18 protein-coding genes are annotated in these 25,900 nt (G+C 38.9%); all 18 read right to left on the reverse strand.

Features of this window, described 5'->3' with window-relative positions:
* Window positions 1-15 precede the first annotated feature (15 nt).
* Complete coding sequence (locus tag Q4575_RS11920) at window positions 16-4,845, reverse strand: NAD-glutamate dehydrogenase (RefSeq protein ID WP_303523063.1); 4,830 nt, start codon at window positions 4,843-4,845, stop codon at window positions 16-18.
* A 223-nt stretch (window positions 4,846-5,068) separates the two neighbouring features.
* On the reverse strand, window positions 5,069-7,372 hold the full coding sequence (locus tag Q4575_RS11925; protein WP_215962352.1) for an RND family transporter: 2,304 nt from the start codon (window positions 7,370-7,372) through the stop codon (window positions 5,069-5,071).
* A 10-nt stretch (window positions 7,373-7,382) separates the two neighbouring features.
* On the reverse strand, window positions 7,383-8,378 hold the full coding sequence (locus Q4575_RS11930) for a YCF48-related protein (protein WP_303523064.1): 996 nt from the start codon (window positions 8,376-8,378) through the stop codon (window positions 7,383-7,385).
* A 126-nt stretch (window positions 8,379-8,504) separates the two neighbouring features.
* Window positions 8,505-9,863: a DUF1329 domain-containing protein gene (locus Q4575_RS11935; RefSeq protein ID WP_215962350.1), complete on the reverse strand. Its 1,359-nt coding sequence runs from the start codon at window positions 9,861-9,863 to the stop codon at window positions 8,505-8,507.
* 13 nt (window positions 9,864-9,876) lie between these two features.
* On the reverse strand, window positions 9,877-11,958 hold the full coding sequence (locus Q4575_RS11940; protein WP_215962349.1) for a DUF1302 domain-containing protein: 2,082 nt from the start codon (window positions 11,956-11,958) through the stop codon (window positions 9,877-9,879).
* A gap of 179 nt (window positions 11,959-12,137) precedes the next feature.
* Window positions 12,138-12,365 (reverse strand): DUF2835 family protein, encoded by a 228-nt coding sequence (locus tag Q4575_RS11945; protein ID WP_215962348.1) that lies wholly within the window; start codon window positions 12,363-12,365, stop codon window positions 12,138-12,140.
* A 2-nt stretch (window positions 12,366-12,367) separates the two neighbouring features.
* Window positions 12,368-14,947 (reverse strand): aminopeptidase N, encoded by a 2,580-nt coding sequence (gene pepN, locus Q4575_RS11950; RefSeq protein ID WP_303523065.1) that lies wholly within the window; start codon window positions 14,945-14,947, stop codon window positions 12,368-12,370.
* 65 nt (window positions 14,948-15,012) lie between these two features.
* Window positions 15,013-16,455: a Na+/H+ antiporter NhaC gene (gene nhaC, locus Q4575_RS11955; RefSeq protein WP_303523066.1), complete on the reverse strand. Its 1,443-nt coding sequence runs from the start codon at window positions 16,453-16,455 to the stop codon at window positions 15,013-15,015.
* Window positions 16,456-16,468: 13 nt separating this feature from the next.
* Window positions 16,469-17,857 (reverse strand): sodium-dependent transporter, encoded by a 1,389-nt coding sequence (locus Q4575_RS11960; RefSeq protein WP_303523067.1) that lies wholly within the window; start codon window positions 17,855-17,857, stop codon window positions 16,469-16,471.
* 87 nt (window positions 17,858-17,944) lie between these two features.
* Window positions 17,945-19,984, reverse strand: a complete 2,040-nt coding sequence (prc, locus tag Q4575_RS11965; protein WP_303523068.1) for a carboxy terminal-processing peptidase — start codon at window positions 19,982-19,984, stop codon at window positions 17,945-17,947.
* 8 nt (window positions 19,985-19,992) lie between these two features.
* A complete protein-coding gene (gene proQ / locus Q4575_RS11970; RefSeq protein WP_215962343.1) occupies window positions 19,993-20,619 on the reverse strand; it encodes an RNA chaperone ProQ in 627 nt (208 codons plus the stop codon).
* Complete coding sequence (locus tag Q4575_RS11975) at window positions 20,619-20,903, reverse strand: hypothetical protein (protein ID WP_215962342.1); 285 nt, start codon at window positions 20,901-20,903, stop codon at window positions 20,619-20,621. Before Q4575_RS11975 ends, proQ begins: the two co-directional genes overlap by 1 nt.
* 5 nt (window positions 20,904-20,908) lie before the next feature.
* On the reverse strand, window positions 20,909-21,385 hold the full coding sequence (locus Q4575_RS11980; RefSeq protein ID WP_303523069.1) for a GAF domain-containing protein: 477 nt from the start codon (window positions 21,383-21,385) through the stop codon (window positions 20,909-20,911).
* A 170-nt stretch (window positions 21,386-21,555) separates the two neighbouring features.
* Complete coding sequence (locus Q4575_RS11985) at window positions 21,556-22,422, reverse strand: DUF6279 family lipoprotein (protein WP_303523070.1); 867 nt, start codon at window positions 22,420-22,422, stop codon at window positions 21,556-21,558.
* Between the two features lie 308 nt (window positions 22,423-22,730).
* A complete protein-coding gene (locus tag Q4575_RS11990) occupies window positions 22,731-23,093 on the reverse strand; it encodes a hypothetical protein (RefSeq protein WP_215962339.1) in 363 nt (120 codons plus the stop codon).
* 253 nt (window positions 23,094-23,346) lie between these two features.
* Entirely contained in the window at window positions 23,347-24,171 is an 825-nt protein-coding gene (locus Q4575_RS11995) for a LytTR family DNA-binding domain-containing protein (protein WP_303523071.1), read from the reverse strand.
* A gap of 3 nt (window positions 24,172-24,174) precedes the next feature.
* Window positions 24,175-25,251, reverse strand: a complete 1,077-nt coding sequence (locus tag Q4575_RS12000; protein WP_215962337.1) for a sensor histidine kinase — start codon at window positions 25,249-25,251, stop codon at window positions 24,175-24,177.
* A 125-nt stretch (window positions 25,252-25,376) separates the two neighbouring features.
* Window positions 25,377-25,841: a DUF962 domain-containing protein gene (locus Q4575_RS12005; protein WP_215962336.1), complete on the reverse strand. Its 465-nt coding sequence runs from the start codon at window positions 25,839-25,841 to the stop codon at window positions 25,377-25,379.
* Window positions 25,842-25,900 lie beyond the last annotated feature (59 nt).

Raw genomic sequence — 25,900 nt, forward strand, 5'->3', positions numbered from 1 at the left:
TACTTAACGATAAATTTAAACCGCCGTTTCACAATGATGGCTGAGCAACATCAGTTCTCTTAATGCTACAGAGAACTTAGCAAACTCATGACTGTCCGAGGTTTTAAACTCAGCTATCATTTGCTGCCAACGGGCTAGAATCGAACTGTATTCGTCTTTCCATTTGTCATAAACTTCAAGTGTATTTTTATTTGACTCTTCGAAGTGTATAACAGCGCCAGTTAATGCACGTTGTTGCCAATCCAACTCTTCGCGGTAACTTGCTCTAGCTAAGGCTTGCCAGTGGTTGCCAACGGCTTGATTGGTGATTTGGTCTAAGAACCAATGTAATCCCATATCAGCACCTAAGGTGTAATACAAGGCTGCGACTTCTTCTACTTCTCGATCTGCTGTTCGTGCTACATCAGCAATATCCATAATAGAGAAGATTGAACTCAATTGCGCTACATAAGCCGCAATATGAGTTGGAACGCCTTCGCGTTCAAAGTCATTTTGTAAAGAGACCAACATGCCTTTCTCTTTTTCAACAAGGTAATCGCCCAACTTACCGTTCATTTTCTCAAATGTAGGTTTATAAAGGGAAATTGACTCTGCTATATTTTGCGACTTATTACGATGTCTCAAGAACCAGCGAGCTGCACGACGAATCGTACGGCGCATTTGATGCAACATTTCAGTTTGAACAATCGCAGGGATCTTATTATCTAATTTCTCAATTTCTGCCCAAACGTCTTGTAAACCAAATACTTCACGAGCGATAACATAACAGGTTAAGACTTCATCTACAGGCGCGCCCGTTTCTTCTTGCATACGAATAACAAAGTTTAAACCCATGTCATTTACGACTTCGTTTGCTAATTTTGTCGCGATAATTTCTTTACGAAGCGGATGAGATTGGATCTGCATCTCGTACTTAGTTTGCAATTGTTGCGGGAACGCATTAATTAAAAGATCTTTATAATATGGGTTGCTATCTATTTCATCGATTGCAAATTGTTCTTTTAATATCATTTTGCCGTAAGCAACTAAAACAGCAAGCTCAGGTCGCGTGAAACCGGCGCCTTTTGCTTGACGCTCAGCAACCTCTTCGTCATTTGGTAAAAATTCCAACTCGCGATCCAGTTTGCCAGCTTTCTCTAACGCATGGATAAAGCGAAGTTGTTCTTTAACTAAACTTTGCCCTTTTAGCTCAGTAATCGAAATTGTATGTGTTTGACGATAACAATCTTGAATTACAATTTTTGAAACATCATCAGTCATTTCATATAACGTTTGATCTCGATGTTTCTTTGTTAACTCGCCTTCGTTAACAAGCTGATTGAGTAAAATTTTGATATTTACTTCGTTATCAGAACAATCCACGCCACCAACATTATCTACAAAGTCTGTATTGATCCTACCGCCACTCGCTGCAAATTCGATTCGACCCAGCTGAGTCAAACCTAAGTTACCGCCTTCGCCAAATATCTTAGCGCGCAACTCAGAACCATTTACACGTAACGCGTCATTAGCTCGGTCGCCAACTTGAGCGTCATTTTCAGATTTTGCTTTGACGTATGTACCGATACCACCATTCCAAATTAAGTCCACTGGCATTAGTAAGGCCGCTTTCATTAATTCGGTTGGGGTCATTGATGCTTTTTTGGTGCCCAACATTTTTTTCATTTCAGGGCTAAGTGGAATTGACTTAGCGCTTCTTGAGAAAATCCCGCCACCTTGAGAAATTAGCGATTTATCATAGTCTTCCCATGATGAACGAGGTAATTTAAATAAACGGTCCCGTTCGACATACGTGCTAGCCGAATCTGGATTCGGGTCGACAAAGATGTGCATATGGTTAAACGCAACTTGTAGCCTGATATGTTTAGACAACAGCATACCATTACCAAATACGTCTCCAGCCATATCTCCAATTGCAACACAGGTAAAATCAGTTGTTTGACAATCGGTACCCATTTCGCGGAAATGGCGCTTAACGGATTCCCACGCACCACGTGCGGTGATCCCCATTTTCTTGTGGTCATAACCAACACTGCCGCCAGAAGCAAAAGCGTCGCCTAACCAGAAGTTATATTCATCAGAAATTGCATTGGCGATATCTGAGAATGTTGCGGTACCTTTATCGGCTGCAACAACTAAATAGGTATCATCTTCGTCATGACGAACCACACTTTTAGGTGGAATAACTTCACCTTTAATTATGTTGTCTGTGACATCTAACAAACCTCTTATAAAGGTTTTATAACATTCTTGTCCTTCAGTGAAAAAGGCATCACGGCCTCCCGCTGTCGGCAGTTGTTTACAAACAAACCCACCTTTGGAGCCATTCGGCACGATAACCGTGTTTTTAACTTGTTGTGCTTTTACCAAGCCAAGCACTTCCGTTCGGAAATCTTCCATACGGTCCGACCAACGTAAACCGCCACGAGCGACTTTACCACCTCGAAGATGCACACCTTCAACACGAGGACTGTAAACAAATATCTCAAATTTCGGGCGTGGCAATGGCACTTCAGGAATTTGCTCAGGTAACAATTTAAACGAAATATAAGGTTTAATGTTGCCCTGCTCATCATTTTGATAAAAGTTAGTACGCAAAGTTGCGTCCATCAAAGTGATGTAAAGACGTATAATTCGATCGTCATCTAAGTTAGCGACATTGTCGAGGTCGACCAATATTTGATCTTTGGCCTTTTCATATTTTTTAACACTATGTTTAGTTGGATTAAATTTATGTTCAAATAGTTTAACCAATTTACCTGCAATTTTAGGGTAGCGGTCAAAGGTCGATTCAATATAGCTTTGTGAGAAGGTAACACCAATTTGACGCATATATTTTGCGTAGGCACGAATTACTGACGCTTCACGGCCACTTAATTTAGCCCCTAAAATGAGTCGATTGAAACCGTCATTTTCTAATCTATTTTCCCAAACCGCGGCAAATGCTTGTTGGAATAAATCACGAGTTAAATCAAAATCACTATTATCGGCATTAGTGAGTGTCATGGTGAAGTCCATGATCCAATTTACACCTGTTTCCATAGCAACAGCATATGGCGTCTCACCAATGACTCGCAGACCAAAGTTTTCTAAAATAGGCAGTACATCAGACAAATGAATTGGTTCGTCTTTATGGAAAAGACTTAATCGAACCGCATTTTTATCAACTGATTCCTGAGCACGATAAAATAACATTGCCAACTTATTGTTGTCGGTTAGCTTTTCTAAGAACGAAATATCGACGGTGGCGGTAGAAGGTAAAATTTCTTCTTTGTAGCCTTTTGGAAACGCTTTAGCGTAACGGGCTGCTAATTCACGACCTTTCGCACTACCGTGAGTTTTTGTTAGCGCAGTGGCGAGTTTGTCTTCCCACGTTTTTGCGGCTTCGATTAGGTTGTTTTCAATATCTTTCACGTTTAATTCAATGTCCTTTTCAGTGGCGTGAACAATGTAATGTGTTCGCGCTAAAGGTGACTCAGAGAAATATGTGGTAAATTCAACAGAGCCATCGCTACCTAGTGCATTATTTAAAATCTCTTGCGTATCTCGACGTAACGCGGTGTTGTAACGTTCCCGACGCACGAACACCATACAAGAATAAAAGCGACCATAGGTATCTTTTCGGATAAACAACTTGGTCATATCACGTTCTTGCATTTGTAAAACACCTAATGCAACTTCTCTTAAGTGCTCATCACTTGCTTGGATTAATTCGTCACGAGGATACGTTTCCAGAACATTAAGCAATGCTTTTTGCGCGTGGCTGCCCTCGGCAAAGCTGCTACCTTCCGTAATGCGTTGTAACTTAATATTTAACAACGGTATATCCTGCACTGAGGAATTATAAAAACTCGCAGCATATAAGCCGATAAAACGATGTTCACCGACAACATTGCCCTCGTCGTCAAACTTTTTAATGCCGATATAATCCATATAGGCCGGACGATGCACGCGGGACTTGGAATCGGTTTTGGTTAATACTAAGACATTATCTGAAAATGCTTCTGCACGGGCAACATCTGAAAGCTCACTAAGCAGACGAACACTACTGGCTCGGTTTTTCATTAAGCCAAGAGATGTTTCGTCCACACCTTTAATCGAAAAGTCCCCTTTAACCGCTTTCACAGTGTATTCACGATACCCCATCAAGGTAAAATTGTGATCGGCTATCCAATCTAAAAACTCCAGGCTAGTTTGTTTGCCTGCTTCATTTTTGATTTTTGCATTCTTAGCTTCATCAATACATTGCGCTAATTTTTGTTCAATTGGTTTCCAATCTTCAACTGCAATACTGACATCAGATAATACAGAACTGAGTTCTTCAGCTAATGCATCTAGTTGTTTTTGTTCAGATTGACGATCGACCTCGATAAAGAAAACCGTTTGAGTATTCGTAGATTTAGTCGCATCTTTCAAATCGACTATTTCTACAACCGCACCCTTTTTATCTCGATTAACTTTAATCGGTGAGTGCAATAATAAATGAGAAGTGATATTTAATCGATTTAAGGTCATTCGAACTGAGTCGACTAAAAATGGTAAATCGTCTACGACAATTTGCACGATTGTATTTTCAGAACTCCAACCGGTATTGCCAAGTTCTGGATTAAATACTTTTATTGTTGATTCTGCTGACTTTGTATCGCTAAAATCGTTATAAAGGCTCAAAGCTGCGCCATACAGATCTTCGTCGATGCGTTTGTCTAAATCCTCATTGGACAGATTTTCGAATAAAATGGATGCAAATTTCTCGACTAACGTTTGACGTTCAGCAGCTACTTTTTCACTGATTAGCTTTGATACGTTTTTTAAAATTACAGACGAGGAATTACGTAACAAGGTCATTGCCGTATCCTTATTGAGTTGTAGGGATTATTTATATTATTATTTTTATCGTTTTCGACAATTAGTGTAGACCTATTTTGTCACTAAATGAAGTGTATTTTTAGTGGTCTAACCCGCGAAAATTCAAGTAGTTAAATTAAAATCGAAAGATATGCAGAGGCTTTAAATAAAAAAGCGGCTTTACGCCGCTTTTATAACTAATTATTCACATTTAGGTGCTAAATTATTTTTGATTTTTTTTGCGCCAAAGCAGAGATGCAAGCGCAGGAAGTATGATTATCGCACCTAGCATGTTCACCAAGAACATAAAGGTTAGCAAAATCCCCATATCTACTTGGAATTTTAACGCCGAGAATGCCCAGGTACTCACACCAATAGCAAGCGTCAAACCAGTAAACAAAACAGCGCTTCCACGTTCTTTTAACGCTAAGAAGTAAGATTCTGTTAAATTCCGCCCCGCACGTAATGACTCAACCATAGTCGATAAAATGTATATCCCATAGTCAACGCCAATACCAACCCCTAGCGCAATAACCGGCATGGTCGATACTGTTAGCCCTATTTGCAAATAGGTCATCAATGCCTGTGCTAAAGTTGACACGACAAATAACGGTAAGACCACAGAAATAGTTGCTTTAACCGACCTAAAGCTGATTAGACATAAAATGATTACAGCGCCGTATACATACCACATCATTGGTGTTTGGGCTGCTGCTACCGCTTCATTTGTCGCCGCCATTACACCTGCTGACCCGGATGCCAATTGGAATTTGATATCGTCTGTTTCTAGTTCTAACTTAGCTTCTTTAACGGCCTTAACTAAACCTTCAATTGTTTCCGCTTTATGATCTTCCAAAAACAGAATTATAGGCATAATACTGCAGTTGCGATTTAATAAGCCCGAACTCGTTTCTATTCTTGCACTTGACTGCGCTAATGACTGAGGATTTCTTGGCAAAGAACGCCATTTCAAATTACCTTCGTTTACACCTGTACTAACTATCTTTGCAACGGTAGAAAGACTAATGGCAGATTGTACGCCATCGACGTTGGCTAAACGCCATTGGAAACGGTCAACACGTTCCATCACATCATGATAAGTACAACCACTGTCACGGGTTTCTACGATTACTTTTAATACATCCGTCGAAATAGCATAGCGGTCAGTTATTAACATTGTGTCTTGGTTATAACGGCTTTCACTATGCAACGCTGGCGCGCCAGCCTGCATATCGCCAATTTTCATTTCTAAACTTTTAAAATAACCAAACGCAAATAAACCTGCCGTTATCACGAGAATAATTGCCGCATTTTTAGGTTCGGTAAACTTAGCTAGCGCACGCCACAAGTTATCGTGCGTCCCTTCTGGCTGGGCCTTAAACTGCTTATCAAAATCGATAAACGACGATAAGACTGGCAATAAAAATAAGTTAGTAAAGATGATAACTGCTACACCTAAACTCGCCGTTATTGCTAACTCTCGAATAATACCGATATCAATGGTTAATAACGTTAAGAAGCCGACAGTATCGGACAGCAATGCGATACCACCTGGAATGAGTAATTTACAGAAGCTTGTACAACATGCTTGATATGCCGTATTTCCCTCGTGAACTCGTTTTCCGATGGAGTTAATCATTTGAACACCATGGCTGACACCAATTGCAAACACCAAAAATGGCACTAAAATAGACATTGGGTCAAGACCAAATCCAAGTGTATTTAACATGCCGAGTTGCCAAACAACGGCCATAAAGGAACACAAAATCGGTAAAATAGTTAGCTGTATAGAGCGAATAAAGATCCAAACCATTATTGCCGTGATTGCAATGGCGATACCAAAAAACATGACAACGTCTTTTGCACCGTTTGCGACATCACCAATCATCTTGGCAAAACCGATTATATGGACACTAACTTTGTCAGTTTCAAACTTGCCACGGATCTCACGTTCCAAGCTTTCAGCCATTTCTATACTATCGAGCTTTTTACCTGTCTCTGGGTTTATTTCTAATAACTGACTTGAAACCATAGCACAGCTGTAATCATCAGAAACAACACGTCCCACGATCCCTGCTTTTTCTATGTTTTCTTTTACAACAGCTAAGTCCGCAGCATTTGCTTTAAAGTCTGCAGGGATAACTGGACCGCCAGAAAAACCATCTTCAACGACTTCAATATATCGCGTAGACGGTGAATACAATGACTTAACTAACGTACGATTTATGCCAGGAATAAAAAAGAGTTGGTCGTGAACACCTTTAAGGGCGTTCAAAAATTCTTTATTGAAAATATTACCGTCACGGTCACAAACCGAAATATATATGCCATTTGCGCCACCAAAATCGGCACTATGTTTCATATACGTTTTCATATATTCATGATTTAGCGGAATATTTTTAGTGAAAGATGCGTCTAGCTGAATTTTAGTTGCTTGATAACCTAAAACTAATGTAACAATTGAAAACAAAATGACGACTAAGCTACGTCGTTTAAATAAAAATTTCTCTAGTGTTTTGATTAACATCAATTATCCCCTACTGCTTAGGTAATTTGTTAATTGAAATAGACTTTATGCCTGCTTCGGTCGCCATGACCAATGTATCGCGCCATTGAGTGCCAGATAAAATCGCCTTGCCATCTGCAAACGCTTTATGAGTAACTACGCCGTTTTTATAAATAAATAGATTTCCAGAGTTTGCGAACATGTAAATTGTTTCGTCCTTAATCAGCAAACTGTTTATGGTTGCAGACACAGGTGTATCAATATTGTCAAAATCACCGGTCTCGATATTTAACGAAAAAACGTTACCTCGTAATCCAGCTAATATTATATTTGATTTTGCTAACTCCTGAACTGAAAAATACGAGCCATAATACTCTGTTTCAAGTCGTTCCCAGTTTTTTCCTTGATTGTAACTGACGGCAGCGAACCCACCTTCACCACTTAAATACCAACCATGCTGCGCTAACGTAACACCGTTAAAGTGAGGTAATAAAAATTGTTTTTCAGTTTCGTAAGCTTCTGGTTCGAATTCTTTTATTTCTTGTAAATATTGACGATCTTCTTCCAGTAATAGCGCTTCTTTATAAGTGCTATCCCAGGTTTTCCCACCGTCATTTGAACTCCAAAAAAGGCCATATGCACCAACAATAACAATGTTTTGTCCTTGAATGTCCAAATTTAAAAATGGCTTGTCTGAACTAGGCTGATAGTTGACTATTTGCCATGCTTTGCCGCCATTTTCGGTTTTTAATAAAGTTTGATCATGACCAATAGCAAAACCGACTTGACTATCGACAAATTTAATTGCAGTTAACAATACATTAACAGGCACATCCGCCTGTAACCAAGTATCACCGTCTGATGAATATATGATATGACCACGTTCGCCGACGGCAAACATGGTATCGCCGACCAATTCGATGTCAGTTAATAAACTTTTAGCACTCAATTTGCTTTTAAAAGCGGGAATTGCATCGTTAATTTCATTGCTAATTGTTGACGCTGCTGCAAATGATGAAGCGCTCAATAGGCAACACTGGAGTAAAAAAAGTGGTACTAATAGGGAATTTTTCATGGCGTTCTAATTATGTTAATTACTTAAGTATAGGCAGAAATAAAAACGGTTGGAGAATCCAACCGTTTTTTTGGGTAACTATCGGTTACGTTTCATTGAGGATGTTGAGAAGTCTCTAGAACTCATTTCTTTCTGGAAGTTATACATTGTCTCTTGGTTGTCTAAACCAATTGCAATATAACGACGAGAGTTTAAGTCGTAATAGACATCTAACGTGCTCCAATGAGTAGGAACTTCGTAATAGTTTAAACCATAGGCAACCGCGACACGGTATAGCTCATCACGGTTGTCATACAAGTCCGCAATGTGTATTTGCCAGCTATCTTCATCGATATAAAACGTACGTTTTTTATAGACGTGGCTAATACCATCTTTTAGTGTCGCTTCGACAACCCAAACACGGTGTTTTTCCCAACGAACAATATCCGTTGCAATATGACCAGGCTTGATAATGTCTTCATATTGCAATTTATCACTATGAAGCTTATAGCTGTTATATGGAATTAAAAGTTCTTTTTTACCTTTTAGTTCCCAGTTGTAACGGTCAGGTGCGCCATTATACATATCGAAATCATCGGTAGTACGAAGGCCATCTGACGCTGAACCAGGTGCATCATATGCAACATTTGGTGCGCGACTCAAACGTTTACGAGCATTATCCCAAAGCCAAGCTTGACGTGGCTTTTTGATTTGGTCCATTGTTTCATGTACTAGTAATTTAGATCCTGCTAAACGTGCAGGTTCAGTAATTTTTTGTTTGAATTTGAACAAAATATTACTTTCTTCTAATGACTCTGGTGTTGCATCTGGAGATGAATAATCAAGTAATATTGCTTCATCAAAACCAATATACGTGAAATCACCTGAAGCTGTTGGGGCCGCTTGGCCACCAAATCGAGTCGCACTCGTGCCACGGAAACGTAAAATATGATTCCAAATGGCTTCTAAACCATTTTTTGGTATTGGGAAAGGAACACCGATTGCTGCACCTTTAATACCATTGCCACCTTCAACAAGTTCAGCATTAGCAGCATTTTTCAACGTCGCGTCATATACGTACTGTGGGTAAGACGAGCTACGACGCGTTTGATAAACTTCTAATTTATAAGTATCAGGGTAAGTTTCTAACATCTTAGAAATACCCGGCGTTAAGAAGTCTGCGTATTGAGCTTTGTTGGCATTTGTGACTGTGTATAAAACCTTGTCGTCAGCGAATGGGTCAATATGATGCATACCAACTTCGTATCCAGGAGGAGGTGTTGTAATACCACCCGCCCAACCTGGGATTGAACCGTCTGCATTTGGTCCACGAACCGCTCCCATTGGAGTGAGTTCATTTGTTAGTTTCGCTACATCAGAGCTAGAAACTTTGGCAGACGCCGCTACTGACACCAAAGACAGTGTAATAGCAGACGTTAATAAAGTGATTTTATTCATTTTATTTTATCCCTTACAGCGAATATTTAACGTTAAATGACACATAGTCTCGGTCAGACATTTGGTTGATATTACCTACACCACCAAAGAACGAATTATAACCAAAACCAAATGACAATGAACTTTGATAAATTACGTCAACCGTTAGGCCAACCGATTTTTTATCTTCGTGGAATAAAAACAGTGGATCTGGTGTTATCCCATCAACGTCATGTGAATATACTAATTTAGGTTTGACATTAAATGAGCCAAACACACCATTAATTTCACCAACTAAAATAGCTCGGTAACCCCAAGCCGTATCTGTTGGGAAATTTTGAGTAAGATCTGCGCCATCTTGTACTGCTTGCAATAAACCACCGGCAACTGTTGAAGAACCGCTGCGAGGAGTACCTGGGGCATTAAAACGCATTTCGTCAGGAGAAGGCATATCTTTAATTGTGATATGACCAATTTCACCAACTAAGGCAACATTGTTAAAGCCTAACATAGGACCGAACATATGAACTGCTGTCATTTGCGCTTGAATTGTATCAACTAAACAATAACCTGACGCTGTTTCACCAAGCTGGACGCCACCTAACGGTACGTTACAACCCGCAACATCATAATCGCCTAATTGAGAGATCCCTGTTATCTCTGGACGCAATCCAGCGTTAGCAAGTTGCTCAGGCATAGCTGCAAATAACAATTCGGTATCATCAATTTGGATTGGTTCGTCCTGACGGTATGAAATTTCTCCCGAGACGGCCGTTGCACCAATTGTTGTATTAAAACTGAAACCATAAAGTTTAATGTCTTCTGGGAATTCAATTACACCTTTGGTAAATGCATTTAAATTATTAAATTGTGTCGTTGTTAAACCGCCAGCACCTTGTGCTGAAGCAATAATACCAAGATCCTGACCAACCGCACCGGCGGAGAAGTCTGATGATTTACCCGATATTAAAGGTCTGCGGCTATGATAATTGATGTAATAAAAACCAAAATCTGTGTAGTTTAAGTCTTCAGAAAACCAACCTAGTTTCAAACCAAACTGACCTTCATCTTTAGCTTTGATGTCTTGGTCACTCGCTCGAATAGCGTATTTACTGGCATAACCAGAAATATACATCCCAGCAGCAGTTTCCGCATCTATTTGACCTGTTGCTAACAACTTACCAATTTCATTAACACCAGCCATTACGCCGGCACTGTTCATATCTGGATTTGATGCAAAGTTAAGTTGAATACCATTGTATTGACCGCCATTTCCGACAAAGTCATTTGTCGAAAAATAAGACCCAGGTACAGGTAAATATGTTTGTTGCCACTCATATTGATAAAACGCTTCTAACGATACGTTTTCAGTAATGCCTAAATTGGCCCAAACCATACCCACTGGAATGAATGCTTCTTTTAAATCAGAACCTGGCGCTTTTAAACGAGCGATATCCACAGGTGTTACATTGATACCATGCGGTATTACTGTACTTTCACCCCAAGATAAAACTTGTTCACCAATTTTAATTGAAAGTGGATTTAGTCCATCGTTAAAATCAAAGTCAGCATAAACGTAAGCGTCTAAAAACCTAAAGTCCTGACATACTAATTCTTTTGCTTTATCGTCTTTACATGGATCAAATACTTCTCCGGTGACAGGATCTTTATAGCCAATCCCTTCAGCGGCAAAGTCTTTATAATACATAAAGCTTACCACGGCACCGTACGTATCCGCATTTACTCTTAGCTCATGAAAGCCTTTAATAACTTGTGAAAACGCTTCGCCTGGATCGTAATTAAGGTTGCCTAAGTCACCATTGGTGCTGTATGAACCAAAAGAGTCCCATACATCTGTATTTACATATTTTGGTTGATAGCCAACATAACCACTCCAATCAAAGGTTTGGTTATTTGATTTACCGACCAAGCTTTCCATATTACGGTCTTCTATACGGTACGATGTACCGGCAGAAAATGTAGAGTCGAAGGATATATCGAAGTCGCCTAACTCATACTTAGCAGCGTGTAGACTAGCACTTTGCATTGCAAGTAATGCTACGGCTACACCAGCTACTACTGGTTTAAGCTTGGACTTGTGTTCCCCATTATTCATATTTTTCTCCCCTGCCCTCTAAGGATTATATTTGTAATTATTTTTGAGGTATTTCAGCTCATCGGATGAGCAGAAGTGTCATCAATCATTACACCATTTCAAACCCTGCGCAAGGGCAAAATGTCATAAATAAACGCTATAGTTGAAATATTTAAATTACATAGATGAAATAATGCTAGTTAATTTGAGATTTTGTGCAAAGAAATAAACTTATTATTCTCATCTATTTGCAATTCAAAAATACCAGAAACGCCACCTACCGTCATAAAATGGCGTACATGTTGAGCTGAAAGTCTAAGGCTGAGGCCGCCTTCAGTTCGAACTTGGATTGTAGTAAACAATCCTTGGTAGAACTCTCTGCACTCGCGCGCAGAGAGTTCTATTCGGAATCGATGTATTTTATTCATATCTAAGAAAGTGCGGCTGTAACCTTTTCAAATAAATCTGCAGAAATAGAATTATCCGACAGTTTTTGCAAACTTTTCGTCATTAATTCACTACGTTTTGTGTCATAACGAGCAAAACTCATTAATGGAACAATCATTCTTGAGGCAACTTGAGGATTAAATTGGTCGATTTTTAGCAGTAAATCAACGAGGAACTGATAACCACTACCGGACACATCATGATAATGTTTTTGATTACCCATAATAAACGCGCCATATAAAGCACGAATTCTATTTGGATTTTTTTCATCAAAACCAGGATGTTGAGACCATTGTGCCATCAATTCAAATACCTGTTCAGAATCAACACGACCAATTAATGACAACATTTTGTCCAAAACTAAGGTATTACCTTGGTATGTATCATCCATTTTAGCCAATAACCGTTGCAATAACGCTATATCAGAAACTCGAGCAGCCTCTAACGCATTCATCTTTTCAGTCATATTTTGTGCTGATTCAAACGCTTGTTCGATAAATTCCACCGCTTTAGCGGTTTTTAAACGAGCAAGATAGCCTAATAATATTTGTTTCAACCTACGTTGCGCTACATTTGAAGGTTCATATTCTGTTGCAATATTTTGCAATGAACCTAAATTTGTAAACAAGTCTGTTTCGATAAACTGCGCTATCGACATTGAGATATTTTCTAAACCAGCAACGATTTGTTCTACATCGATGACGTCATAATGCTGCGAAATACTATCAAAATTAGGAATATTTAATAACTCAGCTTTGATAGCAGTATCTAGTGTCTCATCTTGAATAACAGTGACTGCAAAGCTGTTTAGTGCATCTGAACTACTTCGGCCTGATTGCACTTCATTTGCCCAAACCCGTTGAATCGCATCCCATCGACAAAATGGATCAGCTGCGTGTTTTGCGATAAATAAGAGTTGCTCATTTGTTTGAAGATAATCAATAGCAACTGGCGCTGAAAAGTTCTCAAACAATACTAACTCAACCGGCTCGTTCACTAATTCGTTAAAGTCATTCTGGGTTTGAGTCAGTGTCCATGTACCACGTTTAAGTGACGCACCGGTACGTTTACTTAACAATTCATACTGAATTGGGATCATTAACGGTAACGTTGTTTCAGTTGTAGGTCGACTTGGAATAGATTGAGAAATACGAATTTGTAAACTAGAGCCTTCCATCGCGGTGTCGATTTTAACTTTAGGTGTGCCTGCTTGGCTGTACCAATTCTTAAACAAAGTGAGATCGGTATTATTAGCATCGGCCATTGCCGCGATAAAATCGTCACAGGTAACGGCTTGGCCATCATGGCGTTTAAAATATAAATCCATCCCTTTACGGAAACCGCTCGCAGTCAACAAACTATGTAACATACGAATAACTTCTGCCCCTTTGTCATACACAGTAACCGTATAAAAATTATTCATTTCAATAACTTTATTTGGTCGAATCGAATGCGCCATTGGGCCTGCATCTTCGGCAAATTGATGGGTTCTCATAATACTTGCATGTTTAATTCGTTCTAACACTTCACTGCCCATATCAGCACTGAATTGTTGATCACGAAAAACAGTCAAACCTTCTTTAAGGCTGAGTTGAAACCAGTCGCGACAAGTAACACGGTTCCCGGTCCAGTTATGGAAATACTCATGTGCAATGACCGCTTCAACACCGTGGTAGTCTGTGTCGGATGCTGTTAACTGATTCGCCAAAACATACTTACTATTAAATATATTGAGTCCTTTGTTTTCCATCGCTCCCATATTAAAAAAGTCAACTGCAACAATCATATAGGTATCTAGATCATACTCTAGACCATAGGTTGTTTCGTCCCAAGCCATCGACTTTTTTAAGGACGCCATAGCATGACCAGCTTGGTCTAAATTGCCTTTATCAACAAAAATTTCTAATTTTACATTTTTGCCCGAGCGGGTCTTAAATTGGTCGGTCAGTAAATCAAAGTCACCGGCAACAAGCGCAAATAAATAACACGGCTTTGGATGTGGGTCGTGCCAGGTGATCCAGTGAACCAATTCTCCGTCTTCTTCAAGTTCGCCACTTGCTATGTTATTGCCATTCGACAATAAGAAAGGATAAGATTTTTTGTCCGCAAAAATTGTCACAGTGTAGACAGACAACACATCAGGACGGTCTAAGAACGGTGATATTTTACGGAACCCCTCAGCTTCACACTGCGTACAATAAACCCCTGATGACTTATACAAGCCTTCTAACGCTTTATTATTAGCCGGATCCGCCATAGATACGATAGTGAGTTCGAATTTGTCTTTATCGACGTCTATGATCAGTTTGTGGTGTTCAATAGTCCAATGTTCTTGCTCTAACACTTCGTCGTCTATCGATATCTCAATAACGTCTTTAACTTGGCTATCTAACACTAATTGCGTCGCCATCCTGTTTTGGCGAGTCATCTGATAAGTCGCTTTAACTAATGTCGCATTATCGTCTAAGTTAAACGATAAGTTTACTGTTGGGATGAGAAAGTCGGAAGTTTTATAATCTGATAAGTATTTTGCTTGCGGTTTCGATGAGTTTAATTCAGTCATTGGCGCGATGCTCTATGTTGAAAGAGTCACATTGCATTAAACCTAATCCAATGTGACTCTTTTAATTATTGTGGTGCTACTTTTGCCTTCAATACTTTTATGCCTAACAATGCAAATGCTATTGCAAAAATAGGGTTTAATAAATTGAAAAACGCGAAGTACCAATACTCTAGTGGGCTAATCAATAAAACCCCCGCCATGTAGGCGCCACAAGTATTCCAAGGGATAAGTGGGCTGGTTATAGTGCCACCATCTTCTAAAGCACGAGACAGATTTACGTTTGCTAAACCTCGTCGTTCATATTCTTCACGATACATTCGTCCTGGCATCACTATCGACATATATTGATCTGCAGTTACTAAATTTACGCCAAAAGCAGTAAAGATAGTTGATGTGATTAATGAACCGCTCGTTTTAGCTGTTTTTAAAATGCCTTTTACGAACACCGCTAATAGACCAAGTTTTTCCATAACAGCACCAAACATTAGGGCTGTCATAATTAGCCAAGTGGTATTTAACATGGACGACATGCCGCCCCCACTTAGCAAGCTGTCCATCGAATCACTGCCAGTTTTAATGCTAAAACCATCATACATAGCGACCCAAACGACTGAAAATTTGGCGATGAAACCTTCACCGCCAGACAAGTCGGTTAACAAATCAGCTTGGAAAACCATCGCCCATAAAGCGCCAATTAACGCTCCGATAAATATTGCAGGGAACGCTGGAACTTTTTTCGCCGCCATCGCAATTAGAACAACAAGTGGCAATAAATGAATAATAGAAATGTCATAGATGGACAAAATCGTGTTTTGAACTTCATCAATTGCAATATTTTCAGCATCAACTACTGACGTAAAACCAATTATGGTAAAAATGATCATGGTCACAACAAATGCAGGCACTGTTGTCCATAACATATGTCTGATATGTTCAAATAATTCACTCCCTGCAACCGCAGGGGCTAAATTGGTTGTTTCAGACAATGGGCTAATTTTATCGCCAAAGTAAGCGCCAGAAACAACGGCACCAGCTGCAATGGCTGGAGACATGCCAATCCCAGTCGCAATTCCCATTAGTGCTACACCAACGGTCGCCGCTGTCGTCCACGAACTACCAATACTCATCGCCACAATGGCACTGACTAAACAGGCGGCTGCATAGAACCAATCAGGGCTTAATACTTGTAATCCAAAATAAATTAAAGTTGGCACCGTGCCGGCTGCCAACCAAGTACCAATTAAAGACCCAACAGCCAATAAGATAAAAATAGCGCCCATAGATAATGAAATACCATTAATCATGGCTTTTTCTATTTCTTTCCAGCTATAGCCATTTTTCAACCCTACTAGCCCAGCGACAAATGTAGCGATAATTAGGACAATTTGATTCGGACCATAAGAGCTATCACCACCAAATAAAACCACCGCTGACGCCAGCATCAATACCAACAAGGTAAGCGGTATCATTGCATCTAATAAACTTGCTTGTTTATGATTATGACTCATTTCTTAATACCTACTATTGGCCAATTTTGACGATGCCGATTAAATTCAAAAATACAAATAACACGGCAATTGGGGTAAACCATTTTAACGTAATAAACCAAACACTAAACAATTTGGCACTCATGTTCATTTCTTCAAAAACCGCCTCTTTTTTCATTATCCAAGCCACAAATATCGCGGTGGCTAATCCACCTAGAGGTAGCAATACGTCTGCGGTTAGATGATCAATTAGATCAAAATAGTTAGTGACATGTTTGCCAACAAAATTAAAGTCAAGTTTTGCCCACTCCGCGCCAGTAAACGAAAATACCGTTAACATACTGAAAAGCCATAGCGTTATTACAGCAAAAGCTGCAGCTTTAGCACGGGAGTACTCCATTTTTTCAACTAACCAAGCGACCGCAGATTCAACCATCGCAATTGCCGACGTAAATGCGGCAAACCCAAGCATAATGAAAAATAGTGTTCCAAAGACAGTACCGCCCCACATTTGACCAAAGGCGATTGGTAAACTTACAAATACTAAGCCAGGACCTTGGCTTGCTTCTAACCCATTACCAAACACTATTGGGTATATCGCAAGTCCGGCAATTAATGCAATAAGTGTATCTGCGATGGCGATAGCAACTACCGATTGTGCGATCGACGTTTTTTGAGGAAGATATGCGCCATAAATCATCATTGCACCAGACGCTAAACTTAACGTGAAGAATGCATGACCTAATGCGATCAAAACACCAGAATAAGTCAATTTTGAAAAATCAGGGGTAAACATAAAGTCGATAGTACGAGTAAAGTCGCCATTAAATGCTGCATATCCGGCGATAATGAGCAACAACACTAACATTGCAGGCATCGCGATAGAAACAGCCTTTTCAAGACCCATTTTTAAGCCTTTACCAACAATAATGCCAGTAAGCACTAGAACAAACGTCGTCCAGATAATTAACTTTATTGGATCCTGTAACAGGTTATTGAAAATTGACTCAATCTCCGCAGGAGACGCGTCAACAAACGCGCCAGAACCAGCTTCAAAGATATAAGAGACAGCCCATCCTGCAATGACAGAATAGAAAGATAAAATAAGGAAACCGGCAATAACGCCAAGCCAGCCAACAATACTCCAATTAATATTTGCACCGGCTTCAATTGCCAATGCTTTAACTGAATTACCTGGACTCTGACGCCCGCGTCGACCAATTAATACCTCAGCCATCATGACTGGAATACCAATGCCCAAAATACATAACAAGTAAACGAGAACAAAGGCCCCGCCCCCGTTTTCGCCCATAATATAAGGAAACTTCCAAATATTACCTAAACCTACTGCAGAACCAGTTGCCGCTAAAATAAATGCCAAGCGGCTAGACCATTGACCGTGATCAACATGTACAGATGACATGCATCCCCCTTACAGACGTAATGTTATTATTATTGTTTTATTAAAATAAAAAGCAGCACTAGGCTGCTTTCTTTTTAACTTTTATAGTTATTTTGTTACTTTAGCAAATTGGCCCGACGCTATTAGATCCGCCAATATACGTGCGGTTTCTTCTAAAAACGGGTCCAATTCATCTAATTTTTCTGGAGTGTCATCATCTAGTGATAAAACTTTATCGAACCCTAAGCGAGTTAGTCGTTCGTTAAGTCGAACTAAATCTTTAGTTTTACCTTTTTCTTTTTCCGCTAAACGAACTGCTTCATTAAGTGACACATATTTTTTAGTTTTCAGTTCTTGATATTCGGCAATATCTTTATCTAAGTAGACAAACTCAGGTTCATGAGCAATTCGATTTAAATGTCTTTGCGATAGAACTTTAACTTGATTGCTTATTTCTCTAGACGTTTTATACGTCACTGGACGAATATTATCCCATGGCAACGCATTTTCAGCTTGGCTCTCGCCCCACTCCGCGGGTTCAACTGCTGATGGGAATAATATGTCAGGAATAACACCTTTATGCTGTGTACTGCCGCCATTTATACGATAAAACTTAGCGACGGTAAATTGTACAGAGCCTAATTTTTTCTCCAATAAATCAAAACGGCGTGTCAAGCCGCGATGTTCTTGAACAGTTCCTTTACCAAAGGTTTGTTCACCAACAACTAATGCTCGTCCATAGTCTTGTAAAGCTGCAGAGAATATCTCAGAAGCTGACGCACTGTATCTATCCACTAACACCGTAAGCGGACCGTCATAATACGTTATGCCATCATAATCACCGCGTACATCTACATTACCAACACCATTACGGATCTGAACAACAGGCCCTTTATCAATAAATAGGCCGGTTAACAATGACGCTTCCGTTAATGACCCACCACCGTTTCCGCGAAGGTCAACAACGATGCCATCAACATTTTGGTCTTTGAGCTTTTTAATTTCGTTTTTAACGTCATTTGACAAGTTGTTATAAAAACTTGGAATGGTGATCACGCCAACTTTAGAGTCTAGTTCACCAATTTGAGATTCAAACACACTCGAATCAGCAGCTCGGTCTTCCAACCTCACTTTATCGCGAATGATTTTAACCTCTTTGTTATTTGAGGCCGTATTTTCGCCACGAACGATTTGAAGTCTAACCTCAGTACCCTTTTTACCCTTGATAAGTTCAACAACTTCATCTAGTCGCCAACCCACAATATCAACATAATCATCATCACCTTGAGCGACACCTACGATTTTGTCTTCCGGTTTCAGTTGCTCGGTTTTATCAGCCGGGCCTCCTGGGACTAAACTCAGAATTACGGTAAATTCATCAACTGGTTTTAGAACGGCACCTATTCCCTCTAACTCAAGATTCATTTCCATTTGGAATCGATCTGCTCGTCGAGGTGATAAATAAGAAGTATGAGCTTCAATGCTTCGAGCATATGAGTTCATAATCAATTGAAATGCGTCTTCATTTTGCGTCTGTGAAAAACGACGCATGGTATTTACGTAACGCTTTGTCAAAGTTTCTTTGATTTGCTTTTCGTCTTTACCCGCTAACTTCAAATTTAACGCATCATATTTTACTTTCTGACGCCAAAATTCGTTAAGCTCTGCTTCTGTTTTTGCCCAAGGCGTATCTTCGCGGTCATAGTAAAAGTCGTCTTTAGATGTAAAATCCATTTTATTATCGAGTAATTTAATGGCTTTTTCTAAACGACTAATTCGTCGACGAATTGACTCTTCATAAAATTCAAATGCAAATGACAAATCTGCCATTTTCATTGCATCATCGAACTTAGTTACATGAGAGGCAAACGCATCTATATCTGACTGTAGAAAAACACTTTTGTTGTAATCGACAGTTTTAACAAACATTTCCCACATTTTTGCAGAAAGTTCATCATTTAGCTCAATCTTTTTATAGTGGTAACGAGAAAAACCGTTTACCACTCGTTGTATAGATTTTTTGTGCTGAGACTCTTGCTGCAAGTCTGGCGCTTCAAACTTAGTTACGTCAGACGATGCAAAAGTAAAACAAGAGGCAACTAAAGTTGCCGCTACAGAAATAGAAAATAGACGTTGGGCTAAATGCATAAAAACTCCTATGCTTGGAAAATATTTTCCTTGTTGACTTTCATCACAATTCCCGATGCCAATTGCACCGAAACTTCATCTTTAGATGTTTCAACAATTGTCGCAGAAAGTGGTGAAGCCCCTAATTTGACCAATACGGTTTTACCATCACTAAAATCATCGTTTGCTACCAATGGTTTAGCTTCGGCCTTAGGTTTCGAGGTCGCTTGATTTGATTTTGGTTTTCTTTTTGGAGGATTACCAACAGATTTTGCAGGTTTTTTGTAAGTATTCTTGTCTTTGGGTGCCGCAGCCTTGCGTTTTTCTTTGAATTTCGCTTTGCTTTCAGCTAGTTGCGCTTTCGCGTGTTCAACGTGTTCTTCAGTCAACGCTTCAAAGTCCGCACCGTCAACATCAACACGTTGGCCACCTTTAACAACCGCTTCTAGATAACGCCAGCTATTTGTGTAACGTCTTAGGGCATGTCTGATCTGTGTTTTAGAAACAGGATCGGCTTCTTCTAAGCGTTCAGCGATGTCACTAAAAATACCAATTTTAAGAGGTTTTGCTTCCCCTTTTAAACTAAAACTATTTGGAAATTTATTCGCCAAAAATTCGATAACTTTATTTAAATCTGTTTTTTCTTGAGATTGCATCAATCGTACTCTATTTCATCTAATGTTTGGCCTACAAAATCAGCTAACCAACTTTCTAGTTCGTCAATTTCGTTTTCAATTACAAAATCTTGTCCTGCAACTGCGGCCCATAATTCGTCAAACAGCTCAGTCGCTGCTTCAAAGCTAATGTCTTCAGGCAAAAGATTATAAGCCTGAAATATTAAGGAATTTATACGTTCAGTAACTTCTTCCTCTTCACCATCCCAATCACCGACTATTTCAATACCGATTAAAAAGTCGCGAACATCTATGAGTTCTTTCATCTAGCTTACGCCCAGATTTCTTCAATAAATGTAACTAATGATTCGAGTCCAACCTGATCATCTTTATCAAACCGAGACTCAATGGGACTGTCTATATCTAAAACAGCAACTACTACATCATTAACAACAATTGGCACCACAACTTCTGAACGGCTTGCTGCATCACATGCGATATGTCCGTCAAAGTCATGCACATCTTCAACCAACATTGACTGTTGCGTTGAAACTGCCGTTCCACAAACGCCACGGCCAAACGGTATTCTTACACACGCTGCACGACCTTGAAATGGTCCTAAAACCAACTCTTGACGACTTTTGTCTACAGAATCGCCCACAACGTAGAATCCTGCCCAATTGATATCAGCTAATCGTTCAAATAGTACAGCACTTATGTTCGCTAAATTTGCAATTAAATTAGGCTCTGAGTCACACAAGGCTTTGATTTGACTATTTAACTCGCTGTAAAATTCCGCTTTGTTCAATTCACACCTATATTTTTATCGTTATCTTACTCTGTTTCAACCCGCTAAGTTACTCTGAAACGCGCAAAATTTAAAGAATAAGCTGAAAATAATGTCGCTTTAAAAGGCCAACTGAGTAAAAAAACCGCGGTTGTAACGTACAAATCAGTTCTAAGCTTGAAAAAAACACGTTAGTCGTCATTTTTGGCCAATTTAATAAAATCAGTCCGATATTCATCTATCACTTCTAGTAGTGTATCTTTTTGCCTTTTAGTCATACTTTCGAGCAAATCTAAAGACCAATCTTGATATAAGTTTTTATTATGCTCCTGAGCAATAATTAAAGCCTCTGAACGATATGACGATAGCTCGGTAAAAAGTACGGTTAGTTGACTTTCACTTACGGTCAAGTTTTGAGGTTGAACGCCCAACCGGAATAACGACAACCAGCGTTTCTGTGATTCGATTCTCATCAACAACGTATCATTTAGTTCTTTTGTTAGTTGATCACGTCGTTGTTTCTGTGCGGGTGTTAATTTACCTAAAATGTCCTCGATTGCATCAAATCGATCACTATCATTTAGCTTTTCGGTTAATGTCTTTGCGTTTTCTAAACGTTCACTATGTGTTTCTTGCTGATACGCTTCAATATTAGTTAAAAGTTGCTGTTTTTGATCAGTTGAAAGTTGGTTCAGCAATACTACTACTTTTTCGGCCGCTACGCTTTTTATCCGTTCACCACTGGCCACTATTTTGTCGACAAGGCTCAACAAATCGTCGGTGTTATTTTCGGAAATAGCGATGGTTAAATCGTCTAGTATCACTACATATTTAGGTAATTCTTGAGTTCGGTGCCATTTAAAAAGGCTGGCTAATTCAGCTTTAAAGCTTTCTTCTTGGGGATCTGTTAGCTCAACAAAATCGTCAACCTTCCAAGCGATTAACCAATCCGCATAGTTATAAATGATTGTTGTACGACAACCCGATGTGAATAAAAGAACAAGAGTGACAACTAGAATTTGTCTGATCTGGTTTGGTTTAAATAAAGTTAGCCGCATTATTGTATGACCCAATGTTTAAAAGGCGAATCACCTAGTTGTAATCTCGTAATAGAGACGATGGTCAAAGCATCGTATGGAAAGCTTTAGATCCTCAATGATTACGTTATTGATGATGAAGATTGGGATTACAGACCAACTGAATTTAAATTTACGTGATTTAATTGATAATGCAATAATTATAAAATTGCAGAATAGGCCTGATTAATACGTGGCAAACACTTGCCTGTTTATGGGCAAAATATGTTTATATTCCAATATATTACGGTTACATATTGGAAGCTTACTGCTCAATATGTAATCCATATTTAGAATATTAAGTGGTAAATAATATGTAGTGCTACGCCGACACCGTAACAAAATAGAGATAGTAAAAACATCGTGAAGTAAACCTCGATAAAATTACCAAATAATTTGACTGAGCGAGTCGGATTTATTCTGGATTTAATTTCTTCTCGGTTGTATTGGGTAAACACTGTCAGTAATTTTTTCATTATTCGAAGTGAAGTAAACACACTTGCAGCAATAAAAATACTCGTTATGGCGGGCCATTCAAGGGCATCAGCAACGAACAAACATAAAAATGTCGTCGCACTTACTGTCAAGAAAATTAACAGTTGCAGAGGTGATCCGTTTTCGTAACGCGCTTCATCAAGATTATCTAGAGACACAGCAGTAACCTATTTTAAAATTTGTTTAATTATTTAAACCCAACGAAAATAATACCCAATTGATATTATTACGTTTTTCAAATTACAGCGACAACTAATTTTCATTTCGATTTAAATAAACTGCCATGTAATTATTAAATTCAGATTTAATTTATATCTTTGTTATTCTAATTAAACAAGTTTAATGCCACTATTTCTTTAACTTTAAAATAACAGCTTAATCGTCTAATTACCTTTGGTGCATTCTACTATTTTATAAGAACAAGGTTCTAACTTTTTCTCGATAACTTCGACTTACTCTAATTTCATGCCCATTCGAAATTTGGATTACGTATTCACCACTGCTCAACGTAAGTACTTTTTTCACAGATGTGTTATTGACGAGTACCGAACGATGAACACGAACAAATAATTTCGGGTCAAGCTCTTCTTCCAGCTGTTTCATTGTTTTTCGGAGAATGTGTGTTTCCCCATCAGTACAATGAACGCACATATAGTCGCCTGCCGCATCTACCCATATGACTTCAGAGACAGGTAACCGAGTGGTTTCACCAACATCTTTTACCGAAATATAATTATTATATTCTTTAACTTCAATCTCTTCACCGTCCGCCAAATTTTTAATAATTGTTTCTGTGTCTGTACCAGTAAGTTGCGACATCATATCAATTAATTTATTTTGCTGGTGACTGAACATATCATTGTCTATTTGCGATCGGATCTTATTGATACATTCTAGAAGTCGAGCATCGTCCACAGGCTTTAACAAGTAGTCAATCGCGTGGACTTCAAATGCTTTGAGGGCAAATTGATCGTAAGCGGTAACGAACACAATCATTGGCATTACAATGTTGCGTTGTTGTAATTGATGGATAACATCAAAACCAGTTAGACCAGGCATCTGAATATCTAAAAAAACCAATTTAGGTTGTAATTCAACAATGACATCAATCGCTTCCGCACCATTGGAACATTGCGCTAAAAGCTCAATTTCTTCAAATTCTTTTAAGCGAATTGCTAACCCTTTTCTCGCCAAAGGCTCGTCATCTACAATGATTGTTTTAATTAGATTTTCCATTGATTATTTTGTCACGCTATTAAATTCTAACGGTAGCCTTATATTAACTTTTAGTCCATTTGGTTCATTATTAGAAATCGCAAATGAATAATCGTCATATAAAGTCTGAAGTCTTTCTTTAGTATTTGCCAATCCAACGCCCACACCTTTTGAACTTAATCCCGACTGTTCAGGGTTTAAACCTGGTCCATCATCGCCAACTTCAAGGAGTAAATCGTGGCCAAACGTCTTAGCAACTATTTTGATTTTACCGCCATTTGTGTTGGCAGCAATAGCATATTTTATGGCATTTTCAATTAATGGCTGCAATAACAAGCTAGGCACTAATGCTTTTTCAGCTTCTTCCGATATGACCCATTCCACTTCTAGCCGTTCTTCAAAGCGGATCCGTTCGATTTCCAAATACAAGGAAAGCGCTTTAATCTCTTGTTTAAGCTCAACTTTCTTTATTGGATCTGTGTGTAGAGAATAACGTAAAAAATCACTTAGTTTTGTTACCATGCCGTTTGCTGTTTTATTTTCTTCACACAAAACGAGCGTTGATATGGCGTTTAATGTATTGAACAAAAAGTGTGGATTAAGCTGGTAACGTAACATTTTAAGCTGCGCTTCATTGGCCATGTTTGCCGCTTTTAAAGCTTTTTGTTTTTCTTTTTGTAACATTTGATAATACTTAATACCAAAATACAAACCACTCCAGCACAGTACGATATAGAAACTGCCTAGTGTGTTGGTAAAATAGTAAATCCAATCGTCAGGTTTCCAGCCAAATTTGTAAAATTGCCAGTATGAAAAGTTTTGGAAAACGCCCCATGCAGTACCAACTAGATAAGACGCTCCTATAATCGTCATTATCAACTTCCACGGTTGCATATCCCATACTTTTTGGTAAAGGTAACGTAGTGGTAAAGTTAACATCGCTCCAACATAGGCATTTGATAATATGATAAAGACATAACTATCACGCATATCATTCATAAATGAGCCAATGTAATGGACTAAGGCAAAACCAATCCAACCACCAATATGGAGCACCCAAAAGAATTGGCGTCTGTCTTCTACTAATCGATCAAAATTCAAAATACGGCTCGCTTCGAACAAAGGTTCGACTAAAACTACTTACTTTCATTATAAATGTATTATGTAATGGCACATCACCAATCGACTCGTAAGATATGCCATTTAACGCAGTTTTAAATGTATCGTTAGTATTTAATATGAAATTTTCTAAATATGTGGCATAAAATCCAGGCTGGTCCAATTAACAAAAATTGAAGGTCTTTGAAAAACGACGGTTTCTTTCCTTCAATCTCGTGTCCAACAAACTGTAAAATCCAAGCTATCACAAATATGCCAACGGAAAGCGTAAGTATCCCCATCTCAAAGCTTTGAGTCCACCAGCGTACAAACGCAAAACAAAAGATTATAAATAAACTCATGCCAATGCCGACAGAAATAGACAATCTAAAATAGAATGCAGCCACAAAAACTGAAATTAATGTTGCTACGTTGATCCAATCCGAACCAGTGTCAAACGGCAAAGGAACCGTCCATAACATACCAATTACCGACAAAAAGATTGCTGGCACACATAAGTAATGTATTAGCTTGTTGGTTTTATTCTGGTGGCTAACTCGGTATTCTTTTAGCCAATCTCTAATTGTCTTCATGGTTTGCCCTACCCTAAAATTTTTTAGTCACTTTATCTGGATCGTCTGACCAGTTCAAC

The sequence above is a fragment of the Psychrosphaera sp. 1_MG-2023 genome (assembly GCF_030548245.1).
Classification (GTDB): domain Bacteria; phylum Pseudomonadota; class Gammaproteobacteria; order Enterobacterales; family Alteromonadaceae; genus Psychrosphaera; species Psychrosphaera algicola.